Below are 23,553 nucleotides of genomic sequence, written 5' to 3' on the forward strand. Positions count from 1 at the left end.
TTGGATGAATGGAAAAGTAAAATTAAAAGGAAGATTCTGCAATATATCACCGGTATGCTATTCGCGCCTTACGTAGCTGCTGGCCATGCATTGGGCCGCAGCCTGCCCAATTGCTGACCGGAGCAACCCAGCTGAATTCCGTATTGTTGCGGGTACATGTTGCGCCTCCTTATCCTATTGCTGCTGGCCCTGCCCGCCGCTGCCCAGCGCTTTGATGCCCGACTCGGTTCGCCGCCCGCCGGCCTGGCCTGGCAGCCGCTGCCCGCCGCCAAAGCCGCCATGCTGCTGCCCACCGGCTGGCACTACCAGGCCGAGGGCCTGAAAGCGGCACCAACCTACTACCTCACCCAGGAGGCCGTTGGCGAAAGCGGGGAGTTTGCCACGGGCCTTTCGCTGCAAGTGGTGCGCAAAGCCACCGCCCGCACCCGCCACCCCGCCGCCGAATACGCCGAGCTACTGCTGCTGCGCACCGGATTTGGCCCGGGCAAGCAGCGGCTGGACAAGGCCTCGTCCGCCGAAGGCGCGTGGCACCGCTGGACGGTGCGCTACCGCGAAGCCGCTCCCGATGCCGAGCCGCGCATCGTGTACCAACTAGCCCTGGCTAATACCCGAACCGACACGCTCTACCTGCTCACCTTCGAAAGCCCCGAAAAAGACTGGCCCGCCGCCTGGGCACTGGGCGAGGTAATGGTGCGCGAACTGGTGCTCGACTCGCGGCAGTAATACCGGCCCGGCGCGCCGGCTACATCCCGAACAACAGCGGCGCGGTGTAGGCCACGGCCACCGGGCAGCCGTTTTGCCGGCCGGGCCGGAACTCGGGCAGCTGGCGCACGGCGGCCAGGGCGGCTTCGTCGCAGCCGTGGCCGAGGCCCTGCATCACCTGGGCGTCACGCACCCTGCCATCGGCCCCTACTACAAACCGCACGTACACCCGGCCCGCCACGCCCGCCGCCCGGGCCGCCGCTGGGTACTCCATGTGCTGCTGAATGGCCATGACGATGGCTGCCCCGCCGCCGCCGGTCAGCAGCTGGGGCATTTGCTCGGCATAAGCATACACGCGGGTGGGGCCGGTGGTGTACATTTTGGACGGCGGTGGGTTGGGGTAGCGAATGGTGAGACCCATGCGTACCGCCACCGGCTTGCCCTCGCGCAGGGCCGGCTGCAGGCGGGGGAGGCCCGGAATAACCGCCAGCACGGCCGTGGTGGCCGCCGCCGGCGCGGGCTCGTAGCCGACATATTGCCGGATACCGGCGTCGCGGGCTTTGCCGCTGGCATCGACCACAAATTCGACGTGCACTTCACCGTGCGGGTCGGTTTTGAGGAAGTCGGCGGGGTACACGGCGCGGCTCTGGATGAGTTCGGTGGCGGTGAGCACGTCGAACGAGCAGGGCGTGACCTCATCGGCGGAATACACTCTTTCGGGTGCTTTAGCTACCGTGGGCCGGGGGGCCGGGCGGGGTTTGGTTTGGGCGGCCGCCGGAGCCAGCCGCGCCAGCCCGCCAACCAGAAGCAGTACCGCAAGTAGGTTTTTCATCGCCCGAAGATAGCCGCCGCGCGGGCGGGCGGGCCTTTGTTCCGGCGCGGGCCGCTACTTTTACCGGGGCATTCCCAACCTACTTCAAACCCCCGCTCCGCATGGCCCAGTACCTCGCCGACAACCAAACCCGCTTCCTGAATGAGCTAATGGACTGGCTCCGCATCCCGTCCGTGTCGGCCGACCCTAAGTTCCACGCCGATGTGCTGCGGGCCGCCGACTACCTCAAAGCCCGCCTCGAAGATGCCGGCGTGCAAAACGTCGAAATCTGCCCCACGGCCGGCAATCCCATCGTGTATGGCGAATACGTGGTGGGCCCCGAGGCCAAAACCGTGCTCGTGTACGGCCACTACGACGTGCAACCCGCCGACCCCTACGAGCTGTGGACTTCGCCGCCCTTCGAGCCGGTGATTAAGGACGAGAAAATCTACGCCCGCGGAGCCTGCGACGACAAAGGCCAGGTGTACATGCACGTCAAGGCGTTCGAAATGATGATGCGCGACGGCCAGGGCGGCGTGCCCTGCAACATCAAGTTCATGTTTGAGGGCGAGGAGGAAATCGGCTCTAACAACCTCGAAATCTTCGTGCGGGCCAACAAGGAGAAGCTGCAGGCCGACGTCATCCTTATCTCCGACACCGGCATGCTGGCCAACGACGTGCCCAGCATCGAGGTGGGCCTGCGCGGCCTGAGCTACCACGAAGTAACGGTGACCGGCCCCAACCGCGACCTGCACTCCGGCCTCTACGGCGGGGCGGTGCAAAACCCCATCAACGCCCTGTGCGAGATGATTGCCAGCCTGCACGACAAAGATGGCCACATCACCATCCCCGGCTTCTACGACAATGTGGAGGAGCTGAGCGCCGCCGAGCGCGCCGAAATGGCCAAAGCCCCGTTCTCGGAAGACGAGTTCCAGAAGAGCATCGGCTTGCCCGACTCCTACGGCGAAAAAGGCTACTCCAGCATGGAGCGCACCAGCATCCGGCCCACGCTCGACGTGAACGGCATCTGGGGTGGCTACACCGGCGAGGGGGCCAAAACCGTCATCGCCTCGCAGGCCCACGCCAAAATCTCGATGCGCCTGGTGCCCCACCAGACGTCGGCCGAAATCACGGCCCTGTTCCAAAAGCACTTTGCCAGCATCGCGCCGGCCGGCGTCACCGTCGAGGTTCGCCCGCACCACGGCGGCGAGCCCGTGGTGACGCCCACCGACTCGGTGGCCTACAAAGCCGCCGCCGATGCCATGGAAACCACTTTCGGTAAGCGCCCGGTGCCCACGCGCGGCGGCGGCTCCATTCCCATCGTGGCCATGTTCAAGTCGGAGCTCGGCCTCGATACCGTCCTGCTCGGCTTCGGCCTCGATTCGGATGCCATCCACTCGCCCAACGAGCATTATGGGGTCTTCAACTTCCTGAAAGGCATCGAAACCATTCCGTATTTCTACCGCAACTACGCGGCCGCTGAGTAAGGCAGCGAGCGTTAAATAGCCACGCATGAGTAAGCATATCGAATAGAACGTCATGCTGAGCGCAGTCGAAGCATCTCTACCGCGTAAGTAAATAATACCATCGCAGTAGCGTGCTTCGACTGCGCTCAGCATGACCGCCTTTTTGCTACGGTTACTGGTGCGTGTCTATTTAATGCACAGCTAAAAAGGCCCGGCTTCCATCGCGGAAATCGGGCCTTTTTAGGTCTTGCAAAGTGGTTTATGCGCCGCCGAACAGGTAGCCCGCCTGAAACTGGACGACCGAGTTGCGGGGCTGGCTGGTGCCGAAGCTTCCACTATTCACGCCCACAATGCCGCCGTTGTAGCGTGCGCCCAGCTCCCAGCGCCCCAGTAGCTGGTAGCCCAAGCCCACCACGAAGCCCAAATCGAGCCGGCGGGCTCCATTAGTGCTGTTGCTGGTGGTAGCCGGAACGTTGCTGAAATTGTTGGTTTCAGTTCTTTTCAGCGTGAGCAGATAGCCTGCCTGCGGGCCGGCTTCGGCGAAGAAGGTGCCGAATTTCAGGCGTAGCAGCACCGGCAGGTCAAGGTAGTTGGAACGTATCTGGAAGCTGCTGCTGAAGCCGCCCGGGCCGGACTCGTCCACGCGCAGTCCCTTTTGCGAAAATAGCAGCTCCGGGTGCAGCGACAGCTTCTCGTTCAGCGCCGCATCGGCCATCAACCCGGCCGTGGCCCCAACCTGGTTTCGCACGCCCACAAAGTTGTAGTTGGTCAAGCGCGCCAAGCTCACGCCCGCTTTCAGGCCGTAGCGAATTGTTTGGGCCTGCGCCGGACCAGCCAGTCCGGCCAGTGCGCCGAACAAGAGCATAAATTTATGCATGCGGGGAAATAAAGGAGGGATAACAATACCCAAAACTACCAACAGGCGTCAAATATTGCCTCCGCGCCTTTTTGCGAGCCGTTCAATCACGCTCACGCAAAAGCCCGGCCTCCGCAACGGGGGCCGGGCTTTTTGCCCCTGCTAACCAGGTTATTTCTTGCCCCCAAACGAATAGGCCAGGACCACCCAGATGTTGCTGGTCTTGTACTGGCCCGTGCCTAGCACCGTATTGGCGTCGCTCTTGAACACGTTGCTGGCTCCGCCGTCGTAGCGCACGCCCAGCGAGGGCCCGTGGTTTAGCTGGTAGCCCAGGCCCACGAGGTAGTTTAGGGCCACGCTGTTCACCTGGCCTTTGATGTCGTTACCATCCTCGTTCACGGCTTTCACGGGCACGTCCAGCTCGGGGCCGGCCTCAAAGTACAGGCCATCGGCGTGGTAGCGCAGCAGCAGCGGCACGTTGATGGACGACACGTCGCGGTTCAGGCCGGCGGTGGCGGCGCTGTTGGTGTCGTAGTAGCGCAGCGAGTACAGCAGCTCGGGGTGTAACGAGATGACTTCGGACAGGTACACATCGGCGTTCAGGCCGGCCTGGTAAGCCGAGTGGCTGGTCGACTTATAGTTGTTGTTGTCGAGCAGGCGGCTGCGGCCATAGCCCAACGAAATGCCCACGGTGGTAGCGGGCGTCTGGGCCTGGGCTGCCCCGGCGGCGGCCACTAAAAGGCTGAGCGAGAGGAAGGTCTTTTTCATGATGAAGATTAGATGAAGATATTGATAGTCAACGGTAAATATGCTCGAATTTCGAAGCCGGGGCATATACTGCCGCTTCCCCCATTAAGTTGTTGAACATAGCTTTTGGGCACAAAAAAGCCTGGCTTCCGTGCAAGGAGCCAGGCTTTTAAAAATGCGGCGGAAAAGCTTATTTACCGCCGAACAGGTAACCCAGCTGAAACTGAAAAACCGAGTTGCGAATTTTGTTTGAGTTGGAGGTGTTTTTGTCGTTGATGTCGGAGATACCGCCATTGTAGCGTACACCAAGCTCTAAGCCTGATGAGAGCTGGTAACCAACGCCTGCGATGTAGCCCGCGTCTACTTTGCGGGTGCCGTCGGTGCTGGTCGAAGTAATCGTTTGACCACCTGCGCGAAATTCGTCTTTCTCGCCAATCAGGAAGCCAACCTGTGGGCCTGCTTCAAAAAACAGGCCGTCGGCATTAACGCGCAACAGCAGGGGAACATCGAGATACGACAAGCGGGCTTGCGCAAAGTCTCCGCCGCTCTCGTACCGCAGACCTTTCTGCGAATACAGCAATTCGGGGTGAAAAGAAAGCAGGTCGCTGAAGCCAAAATCGGCCATAAGGCCAACCTGGGGTACCACTAAGCTCTTTTTATTAGTGCCACTCACCGATTCGCCGGTGACGGATGCTAGGCCTACGCCGGCCTTTACGCCGAAACGGGCGCTTTGCGCCTGAGCCGCGCTGGTTACTCCAGCTAGAATGGCCAAGGACAGGATTACTTTTTTCATGTTTGTAAGATGAAGAAGGGTTAAATGCGGCGCAAAGCTAACACAAAATATGAATTTTGTTGAAATAAATATATAGAAAATTAGATTGTAAAATACATTCAAGTATAAGCCCTATTTCGTACGAAATTGGGCTTGTGCAAACCGCAGCAGCTACTTATTTGCCGCCGAACAGGTAGCCCGCGCTGAACTGGAAGACCGAGTTGTGCACGTTTGGATTGGTAAATGTGTTGCCAAAAGTTTGGTAAGGCTTGAAAGCATCCGCCGTGCCCTTGCCATCTTTATACACCTGCGATACATCGCCCGTGTAACGGATGCCCAGGCTCAGGCCGCTAGTGAGCTGATAGCCGAGGCCCACCGCGTAGCCAATAACCACCTTGTTGAAATCGTCGGTGCTGCTGCCGACGGCCACGGCCGGCGAAGTAATAGCCGTCGAGTTAGGATTATTGCGCTGCGGGCCGGCCAGCACCACCGTGGCCTTGTCGCCGCTGTCGATAAAGCCGCGTTGTGCGATGAGGAAGCTGCCCTGTGGGCCGAACTCAAAAAAGAGTCCCGAGCGGTCGCCACCCCCGGTATTCACGCGCACCAGCACCGGCACATCAATGTAGCTCAGCGTTTGCCCGAAGGTGCCCGAAGCGTTAATGTCGTTTTTTAGTACACCTGCATCACTGTTGTCTAGCCCCTTGTAGCCCAGTTTGATGCCCTTTTGCGAGTAGCGAATTTCGGGCTGAATGGAAATCAAATCCGACAGGCCAAAATTGAAAGCCGCACCCGCGCTGAAGCCATATTTTGATTTTGTATCCGTTTTGTCGGGGCCCGTGAAGCTGGCGAGGTTGGCCCCGCCGATAACTCCGATTCGGATGCCGGTTTGAGCATTGGCGGTGGCCATAGTGCCAGCGGCCAACGCGAGGGAAAGGAGGGTTTTTTTCATGAAATTGGAAAGGAGGGAGGGATAATCAGGGCGCAAAGCTAGTGGGCAAATGTGCCAGGAAGCGCTGAAACGGCAATTGCGATTTCCTATTGCCTGCGCATTTGCGGCGCGGATAGTTTTTGGAAGCTAAAAGTGGGGCACCGCGCGGCGGTATCATGGGGGTTTGCCCGTATTTTTGAGATTGATTGTACCCGTGTATGCCCGTCCGTTATCTGTTTTTGCTGCTGCTGTGCGTGCTGGCGATTGGGCTGCCGGGGCGGCCTGCCGCCGCCCGGCAGCTCCCCCCCGATTCAACTTTGCCGGCTCCGCGGGCACCTTTTGTGGTGGGGGCCTACGCCCAGGGCAGCATTATCCTGGCGCACACCTATGCCATCCGGCACCTGGTGGCCTCGCACCCCACGGGCTTCGAGGTGAATTTGCAGCGCCAAACGACCGGCGCGGCCCCCTGGCACGGCTGGTATAAGTTTCCGAAAATTGGGCTGGCGCTGACTTACTACGACTTTCACAACCCCGTGCTGGGCTACGTCGTTTCGGCCAGCCCCTACATCAGCAAGTCGTTTTCGCGCGGTCCGAAGCACGACTTCAGCTTTCGGCTGGGGGCCGGGCTGGCCTATCTTACCAACCCCTACAACCAGGAAACCAACCATAAAAACACCATCGCCAGCTCGGCCCTGAATGCCACGCTGCAGTTCCGGTTCGAGTACGACTACGCCCTCACGCCGCACCTGGGCCTGCTGGTGGGGGCCGGGCTGAACCATTATTCCAACGGGGCCACCACCAAGCCCAACTTCGGCGTGAACCTGCCCTCGGTAGTGCTGGGCCTCAACTACTACCAGCAGCGCTCCGCCCCGCGCACCAACGCCAATGCGCCCGCGCCGCCCGAAGTCGGCCGCACGTTTTTCAACGTGAGCACCAGCCTGGGCTTTAAGCAGCGCACCGAGGGCGACAAGCAGAAGTACCTCGTGCACTCGCTGACGCTGGCCGTGGGCCGGCGGGTCAACCGCAAATCGAACCTGCTGCTGGGCCTCGAAGGCTTCAACGACCGCAGCCTGCAAGCCACTCTGAACGACACCAGCCGCGCTGGCGGCCCCCGGCCCGACGTGAAAAAGGCCGGCATCTTCGTGGGTCACGAGCTGCTGTTCGGCCGCCTGGCTTTCGACTCGCACCTGGGCTTCTACGTGTACGCGCCCTACAAATCGAGCACGCCCTACTACGAGCGTTTGGGCCTAAAATACCACTTCACCAACCTACTCTTCGGGGCGGTCGATTTGAAAGTTCACCGTGGCGCAGCCGACGTGATTGAGTTCAAAATAGGGGCGAAGCTGTAGCGGCAGTGCTGGCTGAGTACACGCCGGTTCTTCGGCAGCTGGCGCTGTTTCAGGGGCTTCAACCAGTGTTTCGGGAAGTATTTTTTGGCGCGGGCCGCCCTGGTTTTCATCTTTCGGCCGTGGTTCAACAATAGCCGCGCCCGCCCGCATGGAAACCTTCTTCGCCCTCAACCGTGGGCTGCACATCGCGGCCGGCTTTACTGGTTTTTTCGTGGCTCCCGTGGCGCTGGCCGTGCGCAAGGGCGGCGTGGCGCACCGGCGCTGGGGTCTGGTGTTTTTCTGGGCGATGGTGGTGGCGGGCAGCACGGCCATCGTGGGCTCGCAGCACATCCACAGCACGTTTCTGCTGCTCACGGCCGTGTTCAGCCTGTACATGGCCGGCTTCGGCTACCGCTCGCTGTTTCTGAAGCAGCTGGCCTGGGATGCCCGCGTGGAGGGCTTTGACTGGGCCGTAGCGGGCGTAGGGCTGGCCGTGTTTGCGGGCACGGTGGGGTATGCGTTTTTTGCCCGTAATATTCCGGTCGGCGTATTCGGCGCGCTGGGCGCGATGACAGCCCTTCGCCAGCTGCGCGGCTACGCCAACGCCGGCCACTGGACCAAAAACCAGTGGCTGCTGAATCACATCTCGGGCTTTTTGGCCTCCTACATCGCGGCCGTATCGGCATTTTCAGTCACCAGCCTGCACTTCATTCCCTTTCCTGTCAATTTTCTGTGGCCCACGCTTATCGGCGTGCCGCTCATCATGTGGTGGCACCGGCGGGTGCGCAGCCAGCGCGCTCCCCTCGCACGAGGCTCCGATTTATCCGGCTCACCAGCGCCGGCCCTTCGTAAATAAAGCCGGTGTAGAGCTGAATAAGGGAGGCCCCCGCGTCCAGCTTTTCCCGCGCATCGGCGGCCGAGTGAATGCCGCCCGAGCCGATGATGGGTAGCCCGCCGTCGGACTTCCGGTGTATGTAGCGGATGACTTCGGTTGCCCGCGCCCGCAGCGGTTTGCCACTCAGGCCGCCCGCACCCAGGCTGGCCACGTAGCTGGGCTCGGAACTCAGGTTGTCGCGGCTGATGGTGGTGTTTGTCGCCACCAGGCCATTGAGCTGGGTTTCGCGGGCTATTTCCAGGATGTCATCGAGCTGCAAATCCGTTAGGTCGGGTGCGATTTTGAGGAGTAGCGGGCGCGGGGTGGCGCGAGCCAGGTTGCGGGCCTGCACCCGTTGGAGCAGCTCAATAAGCGGTTTTTTCTCCTGCAACTGGCGCAGGTTGGGCGTGTTGGGCGAGCTTACGTTCACCACAAAGTAATCCACGACCTCGGCCAGCGCCTCGAAGCTGGCCACGTAGTCGGCGGCGGCGCGCTCGTTGGGCGTGTCCTTGTTCTTGCCAATGTTGCCGCCGATGATGAGCTGGCGATTGCGCCGCCGGGCCAGCCGGGCCGCCACCACGGCCGCCCCGTCGTTGTTGAAGCCCATGCGGTTCACCAGCGCCTCGTCCTGCGGCAGCCGGAATAGGCGTGGCGTAGGGTTGCCGGGCTGCGGCCGGGGCGTCACCGTTCCAATCTCCACGAAGCCGAAGCCCAGCGTGGCCATCTCATCGGTCAGGGCCGCGTTCTTGTCGAAGCCCGCCGCCAGGCCCACGGGGTTCGGGAATTTCAGCCCGAAAACCTCGCGCTCCAGGCTGGGGTCCTGGAAATCATACAGCGCCCGCAGCAGCGCCTTGGTACCCGGTAGTAGGGCCGCCCGGCGCAGATTGTCGAACACGAGGTGGTGGGCGCGCTCGGCGTCGAGGTTGAAGAGGAGGGGTTTGACGAGGGAATTATACATAAAAGGGTTACCCCGCCCAACCCTCCCTATCGAGGCTGCGGTACTGAATGGCTTCGGCCAGATGGTTAATCTCAATGGCGTCGGTGCCGGCCAGGTCGGCGATGGTGCGGGCTACTTTCAAAATGCGGTCGTAGGCGCGGGCGCTCAGGCCGAGGCGCTCCATGGCCGTTTTCAACAGCTGGCGGCCGTCTTCGCTGATTTGGCAGATGTCCTTCACCATCTGCGGGGGCATCATGGCGTTGGAATGAATGTCGGTGTAATCCGTAAACCGCTTTTCCTGCACTTGGCGGGCATTGTCCACCCGCACCTGAATTTCGGCGCTGGTTTCCGATTTGCGCGATTCCGTCATCTGGTCAAACGTCACGGGCGTCACTTCGACGTGCAAATCAATACGGTCAAGTAGCGGGCCGGATACTTTGTTCAAATACTTCTGCACCACGCCGGGTCCGCACACGCATTCCTTCTCGGGGTGGTTGTAGTAGCCACACGGACAGGGGTTCATGCTGGCAATCAACATAAAATTCGCCGGAAACTCGATGCTGAGCTTGGCCCGTGCAATGGTCACGCGGCGCTCTTCCAGCGGCTGGCGCATCACCTCCAGCACCGTGCGCTTGAACTCGGGCAGCTCGTCCAGAAAAAGTACGCCGTTGTGCGAAAGCGAGATTTCGCCGGGCTGCGGGTTGCTGCCGCCGCCCACCAGCGCCACGTCCGAAATGGTGTGGTGCGGACTTCGGAACGGCCGCGTGCTCAGCAGGCCGCCGCCGGCCAGCTTGCCGGCCACCGAGTGGATTTTGGTGGTTTCCAGCGCCTCCTGCATGCTCAGGGGTGGCAAAATGCTGGGCAGGCGCTTGGCCAGCATGGTTTTGCCCGCGCCGGGTGGCCCAATCATGATGACGTTGTGGCCGCCGGCGGCCGCGATTTCCAGCGCCCGCTTGATGTTTTCCTGGCCCTGCACGTCGGCAAAGTCGGCCGTGTATTTGTTCACCGCGTGCTGAAACAGGTCGCGGGTGTCCACGGTGGTAGGCACGATTTCCAGCCGGCCCTCGAAGAAGTCGATGGCCTCCTGCATGCTGCTCACGGCAATCACGTCGAGGTTATTGACGATGGCGGCTTCCTCAGCATTCTCCTTGGGCAGGATGATGCCTTTGAAGCCTTCCTTGCGGGCCTGAATGGCAATGGGCAGCACGCCGCGAATGGGCCGCAGCTCGCCATCGAGCGCCATTTCGCCCATAATTACGTATTCCGGCAGGCGCTCCGTTTGCAATTGCTGCGAGGCGTGTAGGATGCCCAGCGCAATGGGCAAGTCGTAGGCCGCGCCCTCCTTGCGAATGTCAGCCGGAGCCATGTTCACCACGGTTTTGGTGCGCGGCATGCGGTACCCGCGAAACTTCAGCGCCGCCTCAATCCGTTGCTGGCTCTCCTTAATGGCATTGTCCGGCAAGCCCACCACGTTGAATCCCGTTCCCGCCGAAACCACCACTTCAATAATAATGGTGTAGGCATTCACGCCCTGCACGGCCGAGCCGAAGGTTTTGGTAAGCATGGTAGCGGCAGATTGAAGCAGAATAGATTGGCGGTAAAGCTAGGAAGATTTACCACCGCGAAACCCTGCGTGAAATTTTTCTCAGCCAATCACCAGCTTCTCAATCAGCATAATCAGGATGTGAATGGCCTTGATGTGGATTTCCTGAATCCTATCAGCGTAACCGCTGTGCGGTGCCCGAATCTCCACGTCGCTCAGTCCCGCGAGCTGGCCGCCGTCCTTGCCGGTGAGGGAAACCACGGTCATGCCCAGCTCGCGGGCGGCCTCGGCGGCGCGCAGGATGTTGGGCGAGTTGCCGCTGGTGCTAATGGCGAGCAGCACATCGCCGGGCCGGCCCAAGGCCTCCACGAAGCGGCTAAACACGAATTCGAAGCCGAAATCATTGGCCACGCAGGTCATGTGCGAGGCATCGGTGAGGGCGATGGCGGCCAGAGCGCGGCGGTTTTGGCGGTAGCGGCCCGAGAGCTCCTCGGCGAAGTGCTGGGCGTCGCAGAGGCTGCCGCCGTTGCCGCAGGTGAGAACTTTGCCGCCGGCTTGCAGGCTGGCGGCGATGAGCTCGGCGGCGGCGGCGATGCTGGCCACGTGGGCCGGGTCGGCCAGGAAGCGGTCGAGCACGGCGCGGGCTTCGGTGAGCTCGGCGCGGATGAGGTCGGGGAGGGAAGCGTCAGGCACTGCTGGTATTGAGTATCAAGTATTGAGTAGTCAGACCGACTAGCTCTCAATAAGTGAGCGATTTAGGCCAAGGGCGGCCGGTCGGCCGGCGGGGTGTTGCTCAGGCTGGGGTCAGGCTGCGGGAAGGTGGGCTGGGGCAGCGGGTCGGCGGGGCGGTTTTCGGCGGGGTAGGCGGTGGGCTGCTCGCGCACCATGGGCGCATCGAGGTTGCGGCCATCGATGGTGCGCGGGCCAGTGGCCGGAGACGAAATGCTGGTGCGTTGCTGCTGGTCGTAGAGCTTGGCTTTCAGCTCATTGATTTTACCTTCGTGCTGGTTCACGGTGCGACGCAGCAGCACGCTGTCGAGGTTTTCGGTGAGCAGGTGCAAAGCCATTAGCACGGCTCCAACCACGAACATGACGTAGAAAAACTGCCGCTCCTTCTCCGGTACCGACAGGCCCGCGCCCATATCCGCAACCGACGTGCGCACGGCGGGAACAAGGATGAACAGCAGCGCCAGCAGCAGGTAAATCATGACGGCGACGGTGACAATGCGTTTAAGGGCTAGCATAAAGGGGGAAGTAAGGTGAAAACAGCAGTTGCTGCTAGAAACGACAGCGACGGGAATGTGGTCGCAAAATAGCGCTTATTTGCAGGAGCTATTGGCCTGGCGTGGGCATCGACCTCACTTCGGCCGTGTCGGCAACGTTGGTCGTGTCGGCATCTTCGGGGCTCATGCCCGGCAGGCCATAGGCCTGCGAGCGGCGCGTTTTCTGTTGCGCGGGGCTCAGCTTTTTGCTGGCGGCCCCATAGCCCAGATTGTAGCACAGCTTCACCAGTACCATCGAAACGAGGATGTAGAGAAAGGTGCGAAAGGGGTTCTTACCAAACATAAAGTCAAATCAAAAAAAGGATAAAGCCCGTTGGTGGCATCGTAACGCCGCTCTGCCGGGCGCGACAACTACACCAGCGCGGCGTTGGTCTGCATCGAGCTCAGGCGCTGGTACACGCCGCCCTCGCGGCGTAGCAGCTCGTTGTGGGTACCGCGCTCCACGATGCGGCCGTGCTGGAGTACCACAATCTCGTCGGCGTGCTGCACGGTGCTCAGGCGGTGGGCGATGACGAGCGAGGTGCGGTTCTGCATCAGGCGCTGCAAGGCTTCCTGCACCAGCTTCTCGCTTTCGGTGTCGAGGGCCGAGGTGGCTTCGTCGAGAATGAGGATGGGCGGGTTGCGCAGGATGGCGCGGGCAATGCTCAGGCGCTGGCGCTGCCCACCCGACAGGCGGCTGCCCCGGTCGCCGATGACGGTTTGGTAGCCCTCGGGGCTGGCCACGATGAACTCGTGGGCGTTGGCGATGCGGGCGGCCTCCATCACCTCGGCCTCGGTGGCGGCGGTGTTGAAGCGAATGTTGTTGAAAATAGTGTCGTTAAACAGGATACTCTCCTGGGTCACGATGCCCATCTGGTCGCGCACCGAGTGCAGCGAGCAGGTGCGCAGGTCGTGGCCATCGATGAGAATCTGGCCGGCGCTGGGGTCGTAGAAGCGGGGCAGCAGGTCGGCCAGGGTACTTTTGCCGCCGCCGCTGCCGCCCACCAGCGCCACGGTCTGGCCTTTTTTGATGGTCAGGTTGATGTCGTAGAGCACCGGCGTTTCGTCGTAGCTAAAGCTCAGGTCGTGGAACTCAATTTCGCGCTCGAAGGGCGGCAGCACCGTGGCATCGGGCCGGTCGCGGATGACCGGCTCGGTGTCGATGATGCTCAGCACCCGCTCGCCGGCCACCAGCCCGCGCTGGATGTTGCCGAAGGAGTTGGACAGCGCTTTGGCGGGCGTAAGCACCTGCGAAAACAGCACGATGTACGTAATAAACGAGGCCCCTTCCAGGGTCGACTGTCCACTCAAAATAAGGGAGCCACCAAAATACAGCAGCCCGGCTACCACCGACACGCCGGCAAATTCCGAAAACGGCGAGGCCAAATCCCGCGTGTTGTCGATGCGCCGGGCGGTGCGGGCATACTGGTTATTCTGCTCCTCAAACTTGCCCTTGATGTAGTCCTGCGCGTTGAACGCTTTGATGACGCGAATGCCGCCCAGCGTTTCTTCAATCACCGAAAGCATGGAGCCCAGCGTGCTCTGGCTCAGCTTGGCCTGCCGCCGCAGCCGCTTAGCCAGCGTCGCAATAATGCCGCCCGACAGCGGTAGCAGCACCAGCGTGAACAGCGTGAGCGGCACCGACATATAAAACAACACCGCGAAATAGCCCACAATGGTGAGCGGCTCGCGCACTACGGCCTGAAGCGTGTTCACCACCGACGCTTCCACTTCCTGCACGTCGTTGGTGAAGCGCGACATGAGGTCGCCCTTGCGCTCGTTGGCAAAGTAGCCCAGCTGCAGGCCGATGATGCGGTGGTACAGCTCGCGCCGCATGTTGCGAATAACGCGGGCCCGCACCCGCGCCACCAGCCGCAGGCTCAGGTACCGAAACACGTTGCTGAAAAACACCGAGGCCACCAGCACGATGCACGCAAAGAGCAGCGCGCCCAGCTTGCCGTGGTCGGTAATCATCTGGGAGAAGTAGTAGCTGAAAGCCTGGGTCACATAATCGAGCGATACCGCGAAGGGCGGCAGCACGGTGGGGGCCTTGGCCTGCATTTGCCCGGTCTTGTCGAACAAGACGTTCAGCAGGGGAATGATGAGCGCAAAATTGCCAATGCTGAAAAAGATGCCTAGCACGGTGTACAGCAGGTACAGCGGCACGAAATCGGCGTAGGGCCGGGCGTAGCTGAGGATTCTTAAATACGTTTTCATAAACAAGGGGGCGACCGCCGTTAAGAACGCCGGAACCCGGCAATTACTTCATTCGGCCCATCGATGTGCTGGTTGAATTCAACCAGCTGTTCGGCGGGTACCCAAAGCTCGTTGTGCAGGGGGTCGCCTACATTCTCCACGGTAAATTGCGCGAGGTAGTCGGTGTCAACCGCAAACTGCACCACGTAGCCCACGCCATAGTAGGGCACATTCCAGTCGCGGCTGATTTGCACCGCGTATTCTTTGTTCAGCACCGGGTAAAAAATGGGCTGTTCGGGTAGGCGCGGCGGGAAGCTGCGCCAGTCACTGGCAGCTATTAAATCTAGTTCCTGCTGGTTGGTAGGACGGTACAAGAGCATCGTATCGGGCATGATTTAAAACTCATGTAACCGCTGGGCAATGTTCCAGCGCACGGCCAGCGAGGCGTACACCTCGTTCACGTTGGCCGCCGGGGTGAGGGCGTAGGTCTGGTGCCGGGCAATGAGCTTGGCATCCAGAAACAGGTTCAGGCGCGGCTGGTAAGTGGCCGTGAAATCGGTGTGCAGCAGGCGGCTCTTGTTGCCTTGGCCGGTGCGATTGCCGAAGTCCATGGGGTGCGAGTTGTAGGGCACCAGCGGGTTGCCGCCGTAGTTGGCAATGCGGCCGGTGGTGAAGCCCGTGCCGGGCGCATCGTTGCTGAGCGGGCCGGTGGTGATGACATTGCCGGAAGCATCGTAGCCAAAATCCAGCCCCTGCTCGGTGTAAATGGCCTTGGCCACCAGGTGCAGGCGAGGCAGCGGCTGGTAGCTGAGCACGCCCAGTACCTCGGTCAGGTTGGCCCCCATGGGGTGGGCGAGGGGCTGCTGGTAGTTGGTGTAGGCCGTGTAGTACGAAACGTGCTGGTAGGTATAGGGCCGGATGTAGTTGACTTCGGCCTGCAAATCGAGGTTGCGGATGCCGGCCACATCGATGTACTTGGCCCCCACCTGCACGGCCTGCTTGTTGCTCCACCAGCCGTTGCCCGCGCGGATTTCGCTCAGCTTAAACTCATCCAGCACCACCTGCCCGTAGAGCTGGGCGGTGTGCAGAATGTTCCACTTGAAATCGAGGCCCAGCATGGCGTTATCGGGCGAGCCCACGTTCTGCTCGACGGCCCGGTAGAAGATAATCGGGTTCAGGTATTGCAGCTCGAAGCGGTTGTTGGCCGAGCCCGCCACCACCGACTCAAACACGCCAATATTGAAATTATCGGTCACGTCCAGGCTCAAATGGTGCAGCGCCAGGTATTTCTTGGGGTACACTTGGTCGCGTTCGCGACTCTGGGCGGCCAGCTCGGCGAACAGGTTCTGGTAGTTGAACTTCCAAATGCGGGTGTTCAGCTTTAGGAAAAAGTACGGCGCGCTGTAGTCCGACAAAATCAGCGAGCGGTAGCCGTTGCCGATGAAATTCCGGTCGTGCCCCAGCTGCACGTTGATGTGCTTGGTGGCCGCGTAGGTCACGTAGCCCCGTGCCGAGAAGAAGTCATATTGGCTTCCCTGTCTGTACTGCGGCACTTTGTAAGGCTTGAAGTAGCCTTCGTGGGGCACAATGGAATCGCGCTCCACGCGGTTGCGCACGTACTGGGGCACGCCCTGCTGGTTGTCGGCCAAAAACGCATAAAAGCCCAGGCGCTGGTCAATGGTGCCCTCAATCTGTACGCCGCGGGTGTTCACGTAGCGCGTCCCGTCGGTATTTTGGTTGTCTTTGCCGATGGCCAGCAGCGCCACCGGGTTCACGCGCAGGGTAAAGTCGGGGTTGTCGACGTGGTAAAAATCGGTTTGGTCGCGGTAGAAATAATTGAGGAACGGCCGGACGCTCTGGTTCAAATCGGTACCCTGGGCCGAGTTAGCCCAGTTGTCTTTCAGCAGGTATTGGGCGTTAAAGCGGTCGGCCCGCGAAAGGCTGCCGGCACGGTAGGCCTGGGCGCTGTCCGGGCTCAGCATCCGCTCGCCGAGATGGGCCACCCCGGCGCGGGTGTAGGGCCGCACGCTGGTGTGCGGGTCGCGTAGCGAATCAGAACCGAACTTGATGGCGTAGCGGTCAATCAACCGGTAAATATCCTGGTCGAGCGGTACGTAGGTCGCGCCCTGCGTGGCTTCAAAACCGCTGTGCGAAACCCGGGCGGTACGCGGGGCGGCGGAGCGCGGGGCGCGGGGCGCAGCATCACCGCGCATCGCTTTCTCCCGGGGCTGACGCTTGCTGCGCGGATTGGCTACCGTATCCAGCGGCTGGTCGAAAATCAGCCAGGGCGACTTTTCGGTAGCGGCGGCGGGCGTGGGCGGGTTGGTAGGAGTGGTCGCCGGCGTTTGGGCCGCTGCCGTGCCGGTCAGCAGCGCCGTAATGGCCGTTAGTAGCAGAGATTTATGCATAAAATCAGATAATTCGAATAAAACGGACGCCTTGCTACCATAATGAAAGCCAGGCGTCACCATTTTTTAACAAACCTACGCAGCAAGCCGTTGGCGGGTGGAAAAGGGGGGACGTTGCCATGCGCTGGCCCCTACCGAAATTCGCCGCCGAACCGGGATGGCGAGGACGAATTCCGGCCTGCTTTCTTGCCTGCCGCCCGTTTTTGTGCCAACTTCGGGGTGCCGGCTGGGCCTGTTGCCCGGCTCTCTTCACCAAAATTCTGTTCGTATGGCCACGCCGCTTTCTTCCCCCGCCGCTTCGGCCGCCGCCACTCCCGATGCTGCCGAATCCCTGGCCAACATCCACGTCGTGTGCGCCGAGCCCAGCATTGCCAACCATTTCCTGGCCGAGCTGCGCGACAAAGACGTGCAGAAAGACAGCCTGCGCTTCCGCCGCAACCTCCAGCGTCTGGGCGAAATCATCGCCTACCGCATCAGCGCCCACCTCAGCTACACCGACAAAACCATCCAAACGCCGCTGGCCGAAACCACCGGCAAGCTGCTGCACGACTTCCCCATTCTGGCCACCGTGCTGCGCGCCGGGTTACCCTTTCATCAAGGTTTTCTCAATTATTTCGACCAGTCGCCCAGCGCCTTCGTGGCCGCCTACCGCATCGAGGGCACGGCCCAGGTGCAGGTGCAGGTCGACTACCTTTCGGCCCCGAGCCTCGACGAGCGGGTGCTCATTCTGGCCGACCCCATGCTGGCCACCGGCAAAAGCCTCGTGCAAACCTATCGCGCCATGCTGCGCTTCGGTACGCCGCGCCAGGTGCACATCGCGGCCGTTATTGCCTCGCCCGAAGGCCTGGCCTACGTGGCTCGCGAAATCCCCGAAGCCACGCTCTGGGTCGCGGCTGTTGATGAGAAGCTGAACGAGCAAGCCTACATCATCCCCGGTCTCGGCGATGCCGGCGACCTTTCCTACGGCAGCAAGCTGTAGCCGCCGTCCCAACTTTTTCCGAGTCACACTCGCCGACGTGCGGCCGCTATTCGCGGCCTGCGGCCGGCGGCTGGGCTAGTGCCGGGAACCCAAGCCCCCGAAATCGGGTATCATTGCCCACAGCGCTGGCCATTTTTAATCCGGCTGCCGCCTTTCCCTCGTTTCCCTTTCCATCGTGCACCACCTTGCCGTTAAATATGCCTCCGTATTCCTGCTGAGCACGGTGAAATTTCTGGGCGGGCCGCTGGCCGGGGCCTCCATGGGCCTGCATTTCTGGACCACGCTGGCCCTCACCGTGGGCGGCATGATGACCAGCGTATTCATCTTTACCGGTGTGGGCGGGGCTTGGATGCAACACCGCCAAAAGCAGCGCCGCCTGCGCCGCGAACCCATTTTCTCCAAAAAATCACGCAACATTATTAAGGTGTTTCGCAAGTTTGGGATGGGTGGCATCGCCTTTCTCACACCCATTCTGCTCTCGCCCATCGGTGGCACCGTTATCGCTACGCTGCTGGGCGTGCCGCGGTCGCGCATCCTGCTGCACATGCTCTGGAGCGCGCTGTTCTGGGGCTGCGCGCTCACGTTTGCCAGCATCCGCTTCGGGCACCTGATACACCACGGCAAATAGTGGTTAATGATTAATGGTCAATGGTTAATGCTGCTCATTTAGAGTAACGTTAACCATTGACCATTAATCATTAACCACTAAAAACTACCGCCCGCGCCGCTTCAGCGCCTTCACGCCGGGGTTCGAGCCGCCCTTTTTACCTACAAAAGCCTTCGAGCCCTTCGTGCTCTTCTTCTGGCCTTCCTTGAATGCTTTGCCGGTGCGCTTGTCAATCGTCACGCCGGGCTTAATCCATTCCTTCTTCTCGTGGAAAGCACCTTTGAAGGTGGGGTCCAGCTTCTTGCGGCGGTCGTCGAGCTCGCGGCCCATTTTCTGCTGCTCCTCAAACGGCGTTTCTTCTACCACCACTTCCTCGGGCAGCGGCAGCAACTCAATTTTCTGGTTGATGAGCAGCTCGATTTCGGCCACATGCACCATCTCCGCTTCGTTGGCGAAGGTGATGGCCGCACCCGTGTGCAGCGCCCGGCCCGTGCGCCCGATGCGGTGCACGTAGTCGTCGTGCACAATCGGCACGTCGAAGTTGATAACGTGCGTCACCTGCGGCACGTCGATGCCCCGCGCGGCCACATCGGTAGCCACCATGTAGCGCACTTCGCCGGCTTTAAAAGAGTCCATGCTGTTCATGCGCGCATTCTGGCCTTTGTTGCCGTGAATCACGCGCACCTCGCCGGCCGGGGCTTTGCGCTCCAGGAAGTGGGCCACCTGGTCGGCGTGCTGCTTGGTGCGGCAGAAGAGCAGCACCCGCGTCATGGTCTCAATATCGCGGTGCAGCAGGAAGTGCAGCAGGTTGATTTTGGTGAGCAGGTTAGGCGCCTCGTACATCACCTGCGATACCGTGGAGGCTGTTTTGGCCGGCGGGCTCACTTCCACCCGCACCGGGAATTCCAGAAATTCCTCGCTCAGCGTGGTCACTCGCTCCGGCATGGTGGCCGAGAACAGCGCATTCTGCCGCTTGCGCGGAATGATTTCCAGAATCCGCCGAATCTGGGGCATGAAGCCCATGTCCATCATTTTGTCGGCCTCGTCCATTACCAGCGTTTTCAGGTCGGTCAACCGCACTGCGCCCTTCAGGTAGATTTCGAGCAGCCGGCCCGGCGTAGCAATCAGCACATCGAGGCCGCCGGAGATGGTTTCAATCTGGGTTTTCGGCCCTAAGCCCCCGTAAATGGCGAAAATACGCAGGTCCGTATTCACCGCCAGCGCCTTCAGGTGCTTCTCAATCTGAATGGCCAGCTCTCGCGTGGGGGCCAGCACCAGGGCCCGCGGGTTGGTGCCCTGGGCATATTTCACCTTCATGAGCAGCGGCAGGCCGAAGGCGGCAGTTTTGCCGGTACCAGTCTGGGCGATGCCCAGCACGTCGTGCCCGGCCATGAGTAGCGGGATGGTCTGAATCTGTACCGGCGTGGGCACGGTGAAGCCCGCATCGGCCACGGCCGTCAGGAATTGTTTGTTGAGCTTAAAATCGTTGAACGATGGGGCAGTATTGGGTTCCATCCGGCAAAGGTCGGGCTTTTTGTGCGCGTTTATCATTTTTTGAATGGCGTATCTGTCATCCTGAGCCTCGCGAAGGAGCTTATCACGCCGGCCTTTAACCACTGGTGCGGCAAGCCGTTCAGCGGTGATAAGGTCCCTTGCGGCGCTCAGGATGACAGAAGGCCCGAACTTTTTTTGCCACTTCCCGCTTCTTTTTCTATCTTTGCACCACCAAAACCAACCTGGTAGATATAGCTCAGCTGGTTAGAGCGCCGGATTGTGATTCCGGAGGTCGTGGGTTCGAGCCCCATTATTTACCCACAAAATGAAGTCCCCGGAGAATTATCCGGGGACTTTTTTGTTGCTTGCTTTGAATCCGTTTTAATTCGGCTTTAATCTGAACGTTTTTATTCACTACATTTTACCTACATGAGCTTGCTCGTCATCGGCAGCGTCGCATTCGACGCTCTGGAAACGCCTTTCGGCAAAACCGATAAAATCATCGGCGGCGCTGCCACCTACATCAGCCTCTCGGCTTCGTACTCGCTGAAGCCCGTGAAACTGGTGGCCGTGGTGGGCGACGACTTCCCGCAAGCCGACATTTTGCTGCTCGAAGAACACGGTGTGGACGTGGAAGGCCTGCAAATTAAGCAGGGTGAGAAGTCGTTCTTCTGGTCGGGCAAGTACTCGCAGGACCTGAACTCGCGCGAGACCATTACAACCGAACTTAACGTGCTAGGCAGCTTCGACCCCATCATTCCTGATGCCTACCAGGATTGTAAGTATCTGATGCTGGGTAACCTAGCCCCGCAGGTGCAGCGCCTCGTCATTCAGCGCCTCGTGAATCGGCCCAAGCTGATTGTAATGGACACGATGAACTTCTGGATGGACATCGCTCTCGAAGAGCTCATCGCTACCATTGAAATGGTCGACGTGCTCAGCATCAACGACGAGGAAGCCCGCCAGCTGAGCGGTGAGTACTCGCTGGTGAAGGCCGCCAAGAAAATTATGGCCATGGGGCCGAAATTCCTCATCATCAAAAAGGGTGAGCACGGCGCACTGCTCTTCCATAAGAACAAGATTTTCTACGCCCCGGCCCTGCCGCTGGAAGAGGTGTTCGACCCGACCGGTGCCGGCGATACCTTCGCGGGCGGCTTTATCGGCCACTTGGCTGCCACGGACGACATCAGCTTCGAAAACATGAAGCGCGCCGTCATTCATGGCTCGGCCATGGCGTCGTTCTGCGTCGAGAAATTCGGCACCGAGCGCCTGCTGAACCTCTCGACCGAAGAAGTGGAAGCCCGCGAAGCCCAGTTTGCCGAGTTGGTGAAGGTGACGCCGGCCGTAGCCAGCGTGCCGGCGTAGTTTTTTACAGGCAACCTTTTGGCGGCGGATGGGTACAATTACTCATCTCTCACTCAAAATCAAACCGTCATGGGACTCGCCAAGAAAGACACCGACTTGCAAAACGAGAAAACGTCCGTGAATCCGGTCGCTAACTCGAAGCGCAAAAGCACCCAGGTACAAAGCCCTAATACGATGGACGTTTCCGCTCACGGCAACACCACCGATGGCAATAGCGCCGGCCACGGCGTCGACAACATCCGCAACAACCCGCAGAACAACAAGCCGATGTCGGTGAACAAAGGTCCGATGAAAAAGGGTGCCGACAATAGCAAAGACCATTAGCAGCTAACGCTACAGCAACAGAGAGGCCCCGCCGGATTCGTTCAGCGGGGCCTCTCTGTTGCTGTATAACCGCGGTACTTCGCGTTCCTCCGTTAAAAGAGCGATTCAAAACGCCCACCCCAGCCATTGCTGGAACCCACGCTGCTGGGCCGCATCGGCCGTTTCCAGCTTATCAATCGCATAATGCTGCCCGAAGCGCACGCCCGGCGTGGCGGCCAACATCACCGTCAGCAGCCGGTTCTGGCGGAACACGCTCACTTCATAGGTCGGCGCGCCGCTGCTGAGCAGGCTCTGCAGGTTCATATCGACGCGGCGGCCATTCACGGCCACGATTTCATCGTCCACGGTCAGGGCGGCGGCGGCGGGCGAGTTGGGCCAGATGGTCGTTACTTCCGTCCGTTCGTTCTTCACCACCGTGCGGAAGCCAAAGTGGCCTTCCGAAGCCGAGGCGTTTTCGCCCACCAGCAGTTGGCAGCCGACGGTGTGCAGCACGCGGTCGAGTGGTTCCAGCAGCGGCGCGGTGCCGTAGATGAACTTGTCGAAATAGGCGTGCATGTCGCGCCCAGCCACTTCATTCACGAGGCGCGCATAGTCGTCCTCGGTGTAGCCGATGCCGGTTTTGCCGAATTCCTCGTACAGCCGCCGCATCACGTCGTCGAGGCTACGCGCATGGCCGGAGAGCTGCCGGATGGTGAGGTCCAGCAGCATGGCCACCAGCGCGCCTTTGTGGTACACCGACACCTTGCGGTCGGGTACGCCGGGCTTGTAGCCGTCCAGCCAGAGGTCCATGCTGGCATCGGCCAGTGAAAGATTGTCGCTGCCGGCATCGTCATAATGCTTACGGAGTACGGTATTTAGCTCCTCAAAGTACTGCGCGGGCGTCCGAACGCGGCTGCGGGCCAGCAGGTACTCGCCGTAGTACGTCGTGATGCCCTCGGCAATGAAGCAGGTGCGGAAGTAGTTCTCGCGGCTGTAGTCGTAGGGCTGCATCTCGGCCGGCCGGATGCTCTTGATGTTCCAGGTATGAAACAGCTCGTGGCAGCTCACGCCCAGCAATTCCTTGTACAAGCCCTCGCTCATAATCAGCTCGGCCGGCCCCAGCGTAATCACCGTCGAGTTGTTATGCTCCACGCCGTGGTAGTGCTTGTAGGGCAGAAACTGGTTCAGAAAGTGGTAATCCGCCACTGGAAAGCCGCCAAATAATGTCAGCTGCTCCTCCGAAAACGCCTTGAAATCGGCCAGCAGCTTCGGCCAGTTTACCAGCGCCTCGCCCTGCACCCAGACGTGGAAAGGCAGCCCACCCGCCTCGTATTGCTGGTGCGTGAGTGCGGGGCTGGCAATCAGCGGCGAGTCGGCCAGTTGGTCAAAATTCTGCGCGGAAAGCACATTCGGCGCGGTTTGCGGTAAGCCGCACGCCACCTGCCAGCCTTCGGGAATATTCAGCGTTAGCTCGCATTCCTCCAGTTGCCGGCCTTCGGCGTACATCAGCGCCTGCACCGGGTTCAGGTACAGCTGCGTCTCATCGAGCCAAGAGCCGCCCGCGTCCATCTGGTGGGCGTAGAAGTTGTAGCGCACCCGGATGGTGCGGCCGGCCGCGTTGGGCACCTCCCACCGGTCCTTAGTGAGCTTGCGGTAGGGGAGGGGGTGGCTGGTGGCAACATCCTCAACCACCACGCGTTGCAGCTTTTGGGCAAAGTTTTGCAGCTCGTAGCGGCCGGGGCGCCAAGCGGGTAGCTGCAACTCTAGCGGGGCGGTAGCATCGGCGGCTACCTCCAGTGTGAGCTCGATTTGCAAGTAGAACGTGAGGGGGTTCTCGTAGGAAACGCGGTAGTGAATCATCGCCAAAACGGGGTTAAACGGGACTAAAGCTACTGCCCGCTAACGGCCCCCGCGTAAATGTGGCTGAGAGCCTTGCCTTTTCCAGACAAAGCCCGTACCTTTGCCGGCCCAACTT

23 protein-coding genes and 1 tRNA gene are annotated in these 23,553 nt (G+C 60.6%); 9 read left to right on the forward strand and 15 right to left on the reverse strand.

Annotated features, from left to right (window positions below; genetic code table 11):
* Positions 1–156 precede the first annotated feature (156 nt).
* Positions 157–723: a hypothetical protein gene (locus tag ABIB44_RS09435; protein WP_354584394.1), complete on the forward strand. Its 567-nt coding sequence runs from the start codon at positions 157–159 to the stop codon at positions 721–723.
* Positions 724–742: 19 nt separating this feature from the next.
* Here ABIB44_RS09435 and ABIB44_RS09440 read toward each other — a convergent pair whose 3' ends face one another.
* Complete coding sequence (locus ABIB44_RS09440) at positions 743–1,534, reverse strand: TonB family protein (RefSeq protein ID WP_354584395.1); 792 nt, start codon at positions 1,532–1,534, stop codon at positions 743–745.
* A gap of 101 nt (positions 1,535–1,635) precedes the next feature.
* Between ABIB44_RS09440 and ABIB44_RS09445 the strand changes: the two genes are divergently transcribed.
* On the forward strand, positions 1,636–3,000 hold the full coding sequence (locus ABIB44_RS09445) for a dipeptidase (protein WP_354584396.1): 1,365 nt from the start codon (positions 1,636–1,638) through the stop codon (positions 2,998–3,000).
* A gap of 238 nt (positions 3,001–3,238) precedes the next feature.
* On the opposite strand, the gene ABIB44_RS09450 is transcribed toward ABIB44_RS09445, so the two are convergent.
* From ABIB44_RS09450 to ABIB44_RS09465, 4 genes are all read right to left on the reverse strand, one after another.
* A complete protein-coding gene (locus ABIB44_RS09450; protein WP_354584397.1) occupies positions 3,239–3,856 on the reverse strand; it encodes a porin family protein in 618 nt (205 codons plus the stop codon).
* A gap of 150 nt (positions 3,857–4,006) precedes the next feature.
* A complete protein-coding gene (locus tag ABIB44_RS09455; protein WP_354584398.1) occupies positions 4,007–4,603 on the reverse strand; it encodes an outer membrane beta-barrel protein in 597 nt (198 codons plus the stop codon).
* 169 nt (positions 4,604–4,772) lie between these two features.
* Positions 4,773–5,375 carry a porin family protein gene (locus tag ABIB44_RS09460; protein ID WP_354584399.1) on the reverse strand — a complete coding sequence of 201 codons (603 nt, stop codon included), beginning with the start codon at positions 5,373–5,375 and terminating at the stop codon, positions 4,773–4,775.
* A 154-nt stretch (positions 5,376–5,529) separates the two neighbouring features.
* Positions 5,530–6,303: a porin family protein gene (locus ABIB44_RS09465; protein ID WP_354584400.1), complete on the reverse strand. Its 774-nt coding sequence runs from the start codon at positions 6,301–6,303 to the stop codon at positions 5,530–5,532.
* Positions 6,304–6,500: 197 nt separating this feature from the next.
* Here ABIB44_RS09465 and ABIB44_RS09470 point away from each other — a divergent pair, with 197 nt between their 5' ends.
* Together ABIB44_RS09470 and ABIB44_RS09475 are read left to right on the forward strand one after the other, a co-directional pair.
* Positions 6,501–7,631 (forward strand): acyloxyacyl hydrolase, encoded by a 1,131-nt coding sequence (locus ABIB44_RS09470; protein ID WP_354584401.1) that lies wholly within the window; start codon positions 6,501–6,503, stop codon positions 7,629–7,631.
* A 148-nt stretch (positions 7,632–7,779) separates the two neighbouring features.
* Positions 7,780–8,466 carry a hypothetical protein gene (locus tag ABIB44_RS09475; protein WP_354584402.1) on the forward strand — a complete coding sequence of 229 codons (687 nt, stop codon included), beginning with the start codon at positions 7,780–7,782 and terminating at the stop codon, positions 8,464–8,466.
* On the opposite strand, the gene ABIB44_RS09480 is transcribed toward ABIB44_RS09475, so the two are convergent.
* The 8 genes from ABIB44_RS09480 to ABIB44_RS09515 form a co-directional block, all read right to left on the reverse strand.
* Positions 8,372–9,442, reverse strand: a complete 1,071-nt coding sequence (locus ABIB44_RS09480) for a quinone-dependent dihydroorotate dehydrogenase (RefSeq protein WP_354584403.1) — start codon at positions 9,440–9,442, stop codon at positions 8,372–8,374. The two genes, ABIB44_RS09475 and ABIB44_RS09480, sit on opposite strands and share 95 nt — an antisense overlap.
* Before the next feature lie 7 nt (positions 9,443–9,449).
* Positions 9,450–10,985: a YifB family Mg chelatase-like AAA ATPase gene (locus ABIB44_RS09485; RefSeq protein WP_354584404.1), complete on the reverse strand. Its 1,536-nt coding sequence runs from the start codon at positions 10,983–10,985 to the stop codon at positions 9,450–9,452.
* Between the two features lie 81 nt (positions 10,986–11,066).
* A complete protein-coding gene (gene lpcA, locus ABIB44_RS09490) occupies positions 11,067–11,657 on the reverse strand; it encodes a D-sedoheptulose 7-phosphate isomerase (protein ID WP_354584405.1) in 591 nt (196 codons plus the stop codon).
* A gap of 62 nt (positions 11,658–11,719) precedes the next feature.
* A complete protein-coding gene (locus tag ABIB44_RS09495) occupies positions 11,720–12,208 on the reverse strand; it encodes a hypothetical protein (RefSeq protein WP_354584406.1) in 489 nt (162 codons plus the stop codon).
* Between the two features lie 88 nt (positions 12,209–12,296).
* A complete protein-coding gene (locus ABIB44_RS09500) occupies positions 12,297–12,530 on the reverse strand; it encodes a hypothetical protein (protein WP_354584407.1) in 234 nt (77 codons plus the stop codon).
* A 68-nt stretch (positions 12,531–12,598) separates the two neighbouring features.
* Complete coding sequence (locus tag ABIB44_RS09505) at positions 12,599–14,443, reverse strand: ABC transporter ATP-binding protein (RefSeq protein WP_354584408.1); 1,845 nt, start codon at positions 14,441–14,443, stop codon at positions 12,599–12,601.
* Between the two features lie 20 nt (positions 14,444–14,463).
* Positions 14,464–14,814, reverse strand: coding sequence for a hypothetical protein (locus tag ABIB44_RS09510; RefSeq protein WP_354584409.1), 351 nt, complete (start codon positions 14,812–14,814; stop codon positions 14,464–14,466).
* A gap of 3 nt (positions 14,815–14,817) precedes the next feature.
* Entirely contained in the window at positions 14,818–16,830 is a 2,013-nt protein-coding gene (locus ABIB44_RS09515) for a capsule assembly Wzi family protein (RefSeq protein WP_354584410.1), read from the reverse strand.
* 268 nt (positions 16,831–17,098) lie between these two features.
* On the opposite strand from ABIB44_RS09515, the gene upp reads away from it, so the two are divergent.
* Positions 17,099–17,809, forward strand: coding sequence for a uracil phosphoribosyltransferase (upp, locus tag ABIB44_RS09520; RefSeq protein WP_354584411.1), 711 nt, complete (start codon positions 17,099–17,101; stop codon positions 17,807–17,809).
* Between the two features lie 175 nt (positions 17,810–17,984).
* On the forward strand, positions 17,985–18,437 hold the full coding sequence (locus tag ABIB44_RS09525; RefSeq protein WP_354584412.1) for a hypothetical protein: 453 nt from the start codon (positions 17,985–17,987) through the stop codon (positions 18,435–18,437).
* A gap of 84 nt (positions 18,438–18,521) precedes the next feature.
* On the opposite strand, the gene ABIB44_RS09530 is transcribed toward ABIB44_RS09525, so the two are convergent.
* A complete protein-coding gene (locus ABIB44_RS09530; protein WP_354584413.1) occupies positions 18,522–19,931 on the reverse strand; it encodes a DEAD/DEAH box helicase in 1,410 nt (469 codons plus the stop codon).
* 224 nt (positions 19,932–20,155) lie between these two features.
* Here ABIB44_RS09530 and ABIB44_RS09535 point away from each other — a divergent pair.
* The 3 genes from ABIB44_RS09535 to ABIB44_RS09545 all read left to right on the forward strand — a co-directional run bounded on the left by ABIB44_RS09535 (position 20,156) and on the right by ABIB44_RS09545 (position 21,599).
* Positions 20,156–20,229, forward strand: a tRNA-His gene (locus tag ABIB44_RS09535).
* 110 nt (positions 20,230–20,339) lie between these two features.
* Positions 20,340–21,275 carry a PfkB family carbohydrate kinase gene (locus ABIB44_RS09540; protein ID WP_354584414.1) on the forward strand — a complete coding sequence of 312 codons (936 nt, stop codon included), beginning with the start codon at positions 20,340–20,342 and terminating at the stop codon, positions 21,273–21,275.
* A gap of 69 nt (positions 21,276–21,344) precedes the next feature.
* Positions 21,345–21,599 carry a hypothetical protein gene (locus tag ABIB44_RS09545; protein ID WP_354584415.1) on the forward strand — a complete coding sequence of 85 codons (255 nt, stop codon included), beginning with the start codon at positions 21,345–21,347 and terminating at the stop codon, positions 21,597–21,599.
* Between the two features lie 105 nt (positions 21,600–21,704).
* On the opposite strand, the gene ABIB44_RS09550 is transcribed toward ABIB44_RS09545, so the two are convergent.
* Positions 21,705–23,438 carry a M61 family metallopeptidase gene (locus ABIB44_RS09550; protein ID WP_354584416.1) on the reverse strand — a complete coding sequence of 578 codons (1,734 nt, stop codon included), beginning with the start codon at positions 23,436–23,438 and terminating at the stop codon, positions 21,705–21,707.
* Positions 23,439–23,553 lie beyond the last annotated feature (115 nt).

The organism is Hymenobacter sp. UYCo722 (genome assembly GCF_040547115.1).
Lineage (GTDB): Bacteria > Bacteroidota > Bacteroidia > Cytophagales > Hymenobacteraceae > Hymenobacter.

Bases quoted from the DNA above. Each gene is read 5' to 3' on its own strand.
- ABIB44_RS09435 (WP_354584394.1), top strand. From the start codon at position 157: ATGTTGCGCCTCCTTATCCTATTGCTGCTGGCCCTGCCCGCCGCTGCC.
- ABIB44_RS09440 (WP_354584395.1), bottom strand. From the start codon at position 1,534: ATGAAAAACCTACTTGCGGTACTGCTTCTGGTTGGCGGGCTGGCGCGG.
- ABIB44_RS09445 (WP_354584396.1), top strand. From the start codon at position 1,636: ATGGCCCAGTACCTCGCCGACAACCAAACCCGCTTCCTGAATGAGCTA.
- ABIB44_RS09450 (WP_354584397.1), bottom strand. From the start codon at position 3,856: ATGCATAAATTTATGCTCTTGTTCGGCGCACTGGCCGGACTGGCTGGT.
- ABIB44_RS09455 (WP_354584398.1), bottom strand. From the start codon at position 4,603: ATGAAAAAGACCTTCCTCTCGCTCAGCCTTTTAGTGGCCGCCGCCGGG.
- ABIB44_RS09460 (WP_354584399.1), bottom strand. From the start codon at position 5,375: ATGAAAAAAGTAATCCTGTCCTTGGCCATTCTAGCTGGAGTAACCAGC.
- ABIB44_RS09465 (WP_354584400.1), bottom strand. From the start codon at position 6,303: ATGAAAAAAACCCTCCTTTCCCTCGCGTTGGCCGCTGGCACTATGGCC.
- ABIB44_RS09470 (WP_354584401.1), top strand. From the start codon at position 6,501: ATGCCCGTCCGTTATCTGTTTTTGCTGCTGCTGTGCGTGCTGGCGATT.
- ABIB44_RS09475 (WP_354584402.1), top strand. From the start codon at position 7,780: ATGGAAACCTTCTTCGCCCTCAACCGTGGGCTGCACATCGCGGCCGGC.
- ABIB44_RS09480 (WP_354584403.1), bottom strand. From the start codon at position 9,442: ATGTATAATTCCCTCGTCAAACCCCTCCTCTTCAACCTCGACGCCGAG.
- ABIB44_RS09485 (WP_354584404.1), bottom strand. From the start codon at position 10,985: ATGCTTACCAAAACCTTCGGCTCGGCCGTGCAGGGCGTGAATGCCTAC.
- ABIB44_RS09495 (WP_354584406.1), bottom strand. From the start codon at position 12,208: ATGCTAGCCCTTAAACGCATTGTCACCGTCGCCGTCATGATTTACCTG.
- ABIB44_RS09500 (WP_354584407.1), bottom strand. From the start codon at position 12,530: ATGTTTGGTAAGAACCCCTTTCGCACCTTTCTCTACATCCTCGTTTCG.
- ABIB44_RS09505 (WP_354584408.1), bottom strand. From the start codon at position 14,443: ATGAAAACGTATTTAAGAATCCTCAGCTACGCCCGGCCCTACGCCGAT.
- ABIB44_RS09510 (WP_354584409.1), bottom strand. From the start codon at position 14,814: ATGCCCGATACGATGCTCTTGTACCGTCCTACCAACCAGCAGGAACTA.
- ABIB44_RS09515 (WP_354584410.1), bottom strand. From the start codon at position 16,830: ATGCATAAATCTCTGCTACTAACGGCCATTACGGCGCTGCTGACCGGC.
- upp (WP_354584411.1), top strand. From the start codon at position 17,099: ATGGCCACGCCGCTTTCTTCCCCCGCCGCTTCGGCCGCCGCCACTCCC.
- ABIB44_RS09530 (WP_354584413.1), bottom strand. From the start codon at position 19,931: ATGGAACCCAATACTGCCCCATCGTTCAACGATTTTAAGCTCAACAAA.
- ABIB44_RS09540 (WP_354584414.1), top strand. From the start codon at position 20,340: ATGAGCTTGCTCGTCATCGGCAGCGTCGCATTCGACGCTCTGGAAACG.
- ABIB44_RS09545 (WP_354584415.1), top strand. From the start codon at position 21,345: ATGGGACTCGCCAAGAAAGACACCGACTTGCAAAACGAGAAAACGTCC.
- ABIB44_RS09550 (WP_354584416.1), bottom strand. From the start codon at position 23,438: ATGATTCACTACCGCGTTTCCTACGAGAACCCCCTCACGTTCTACTTG.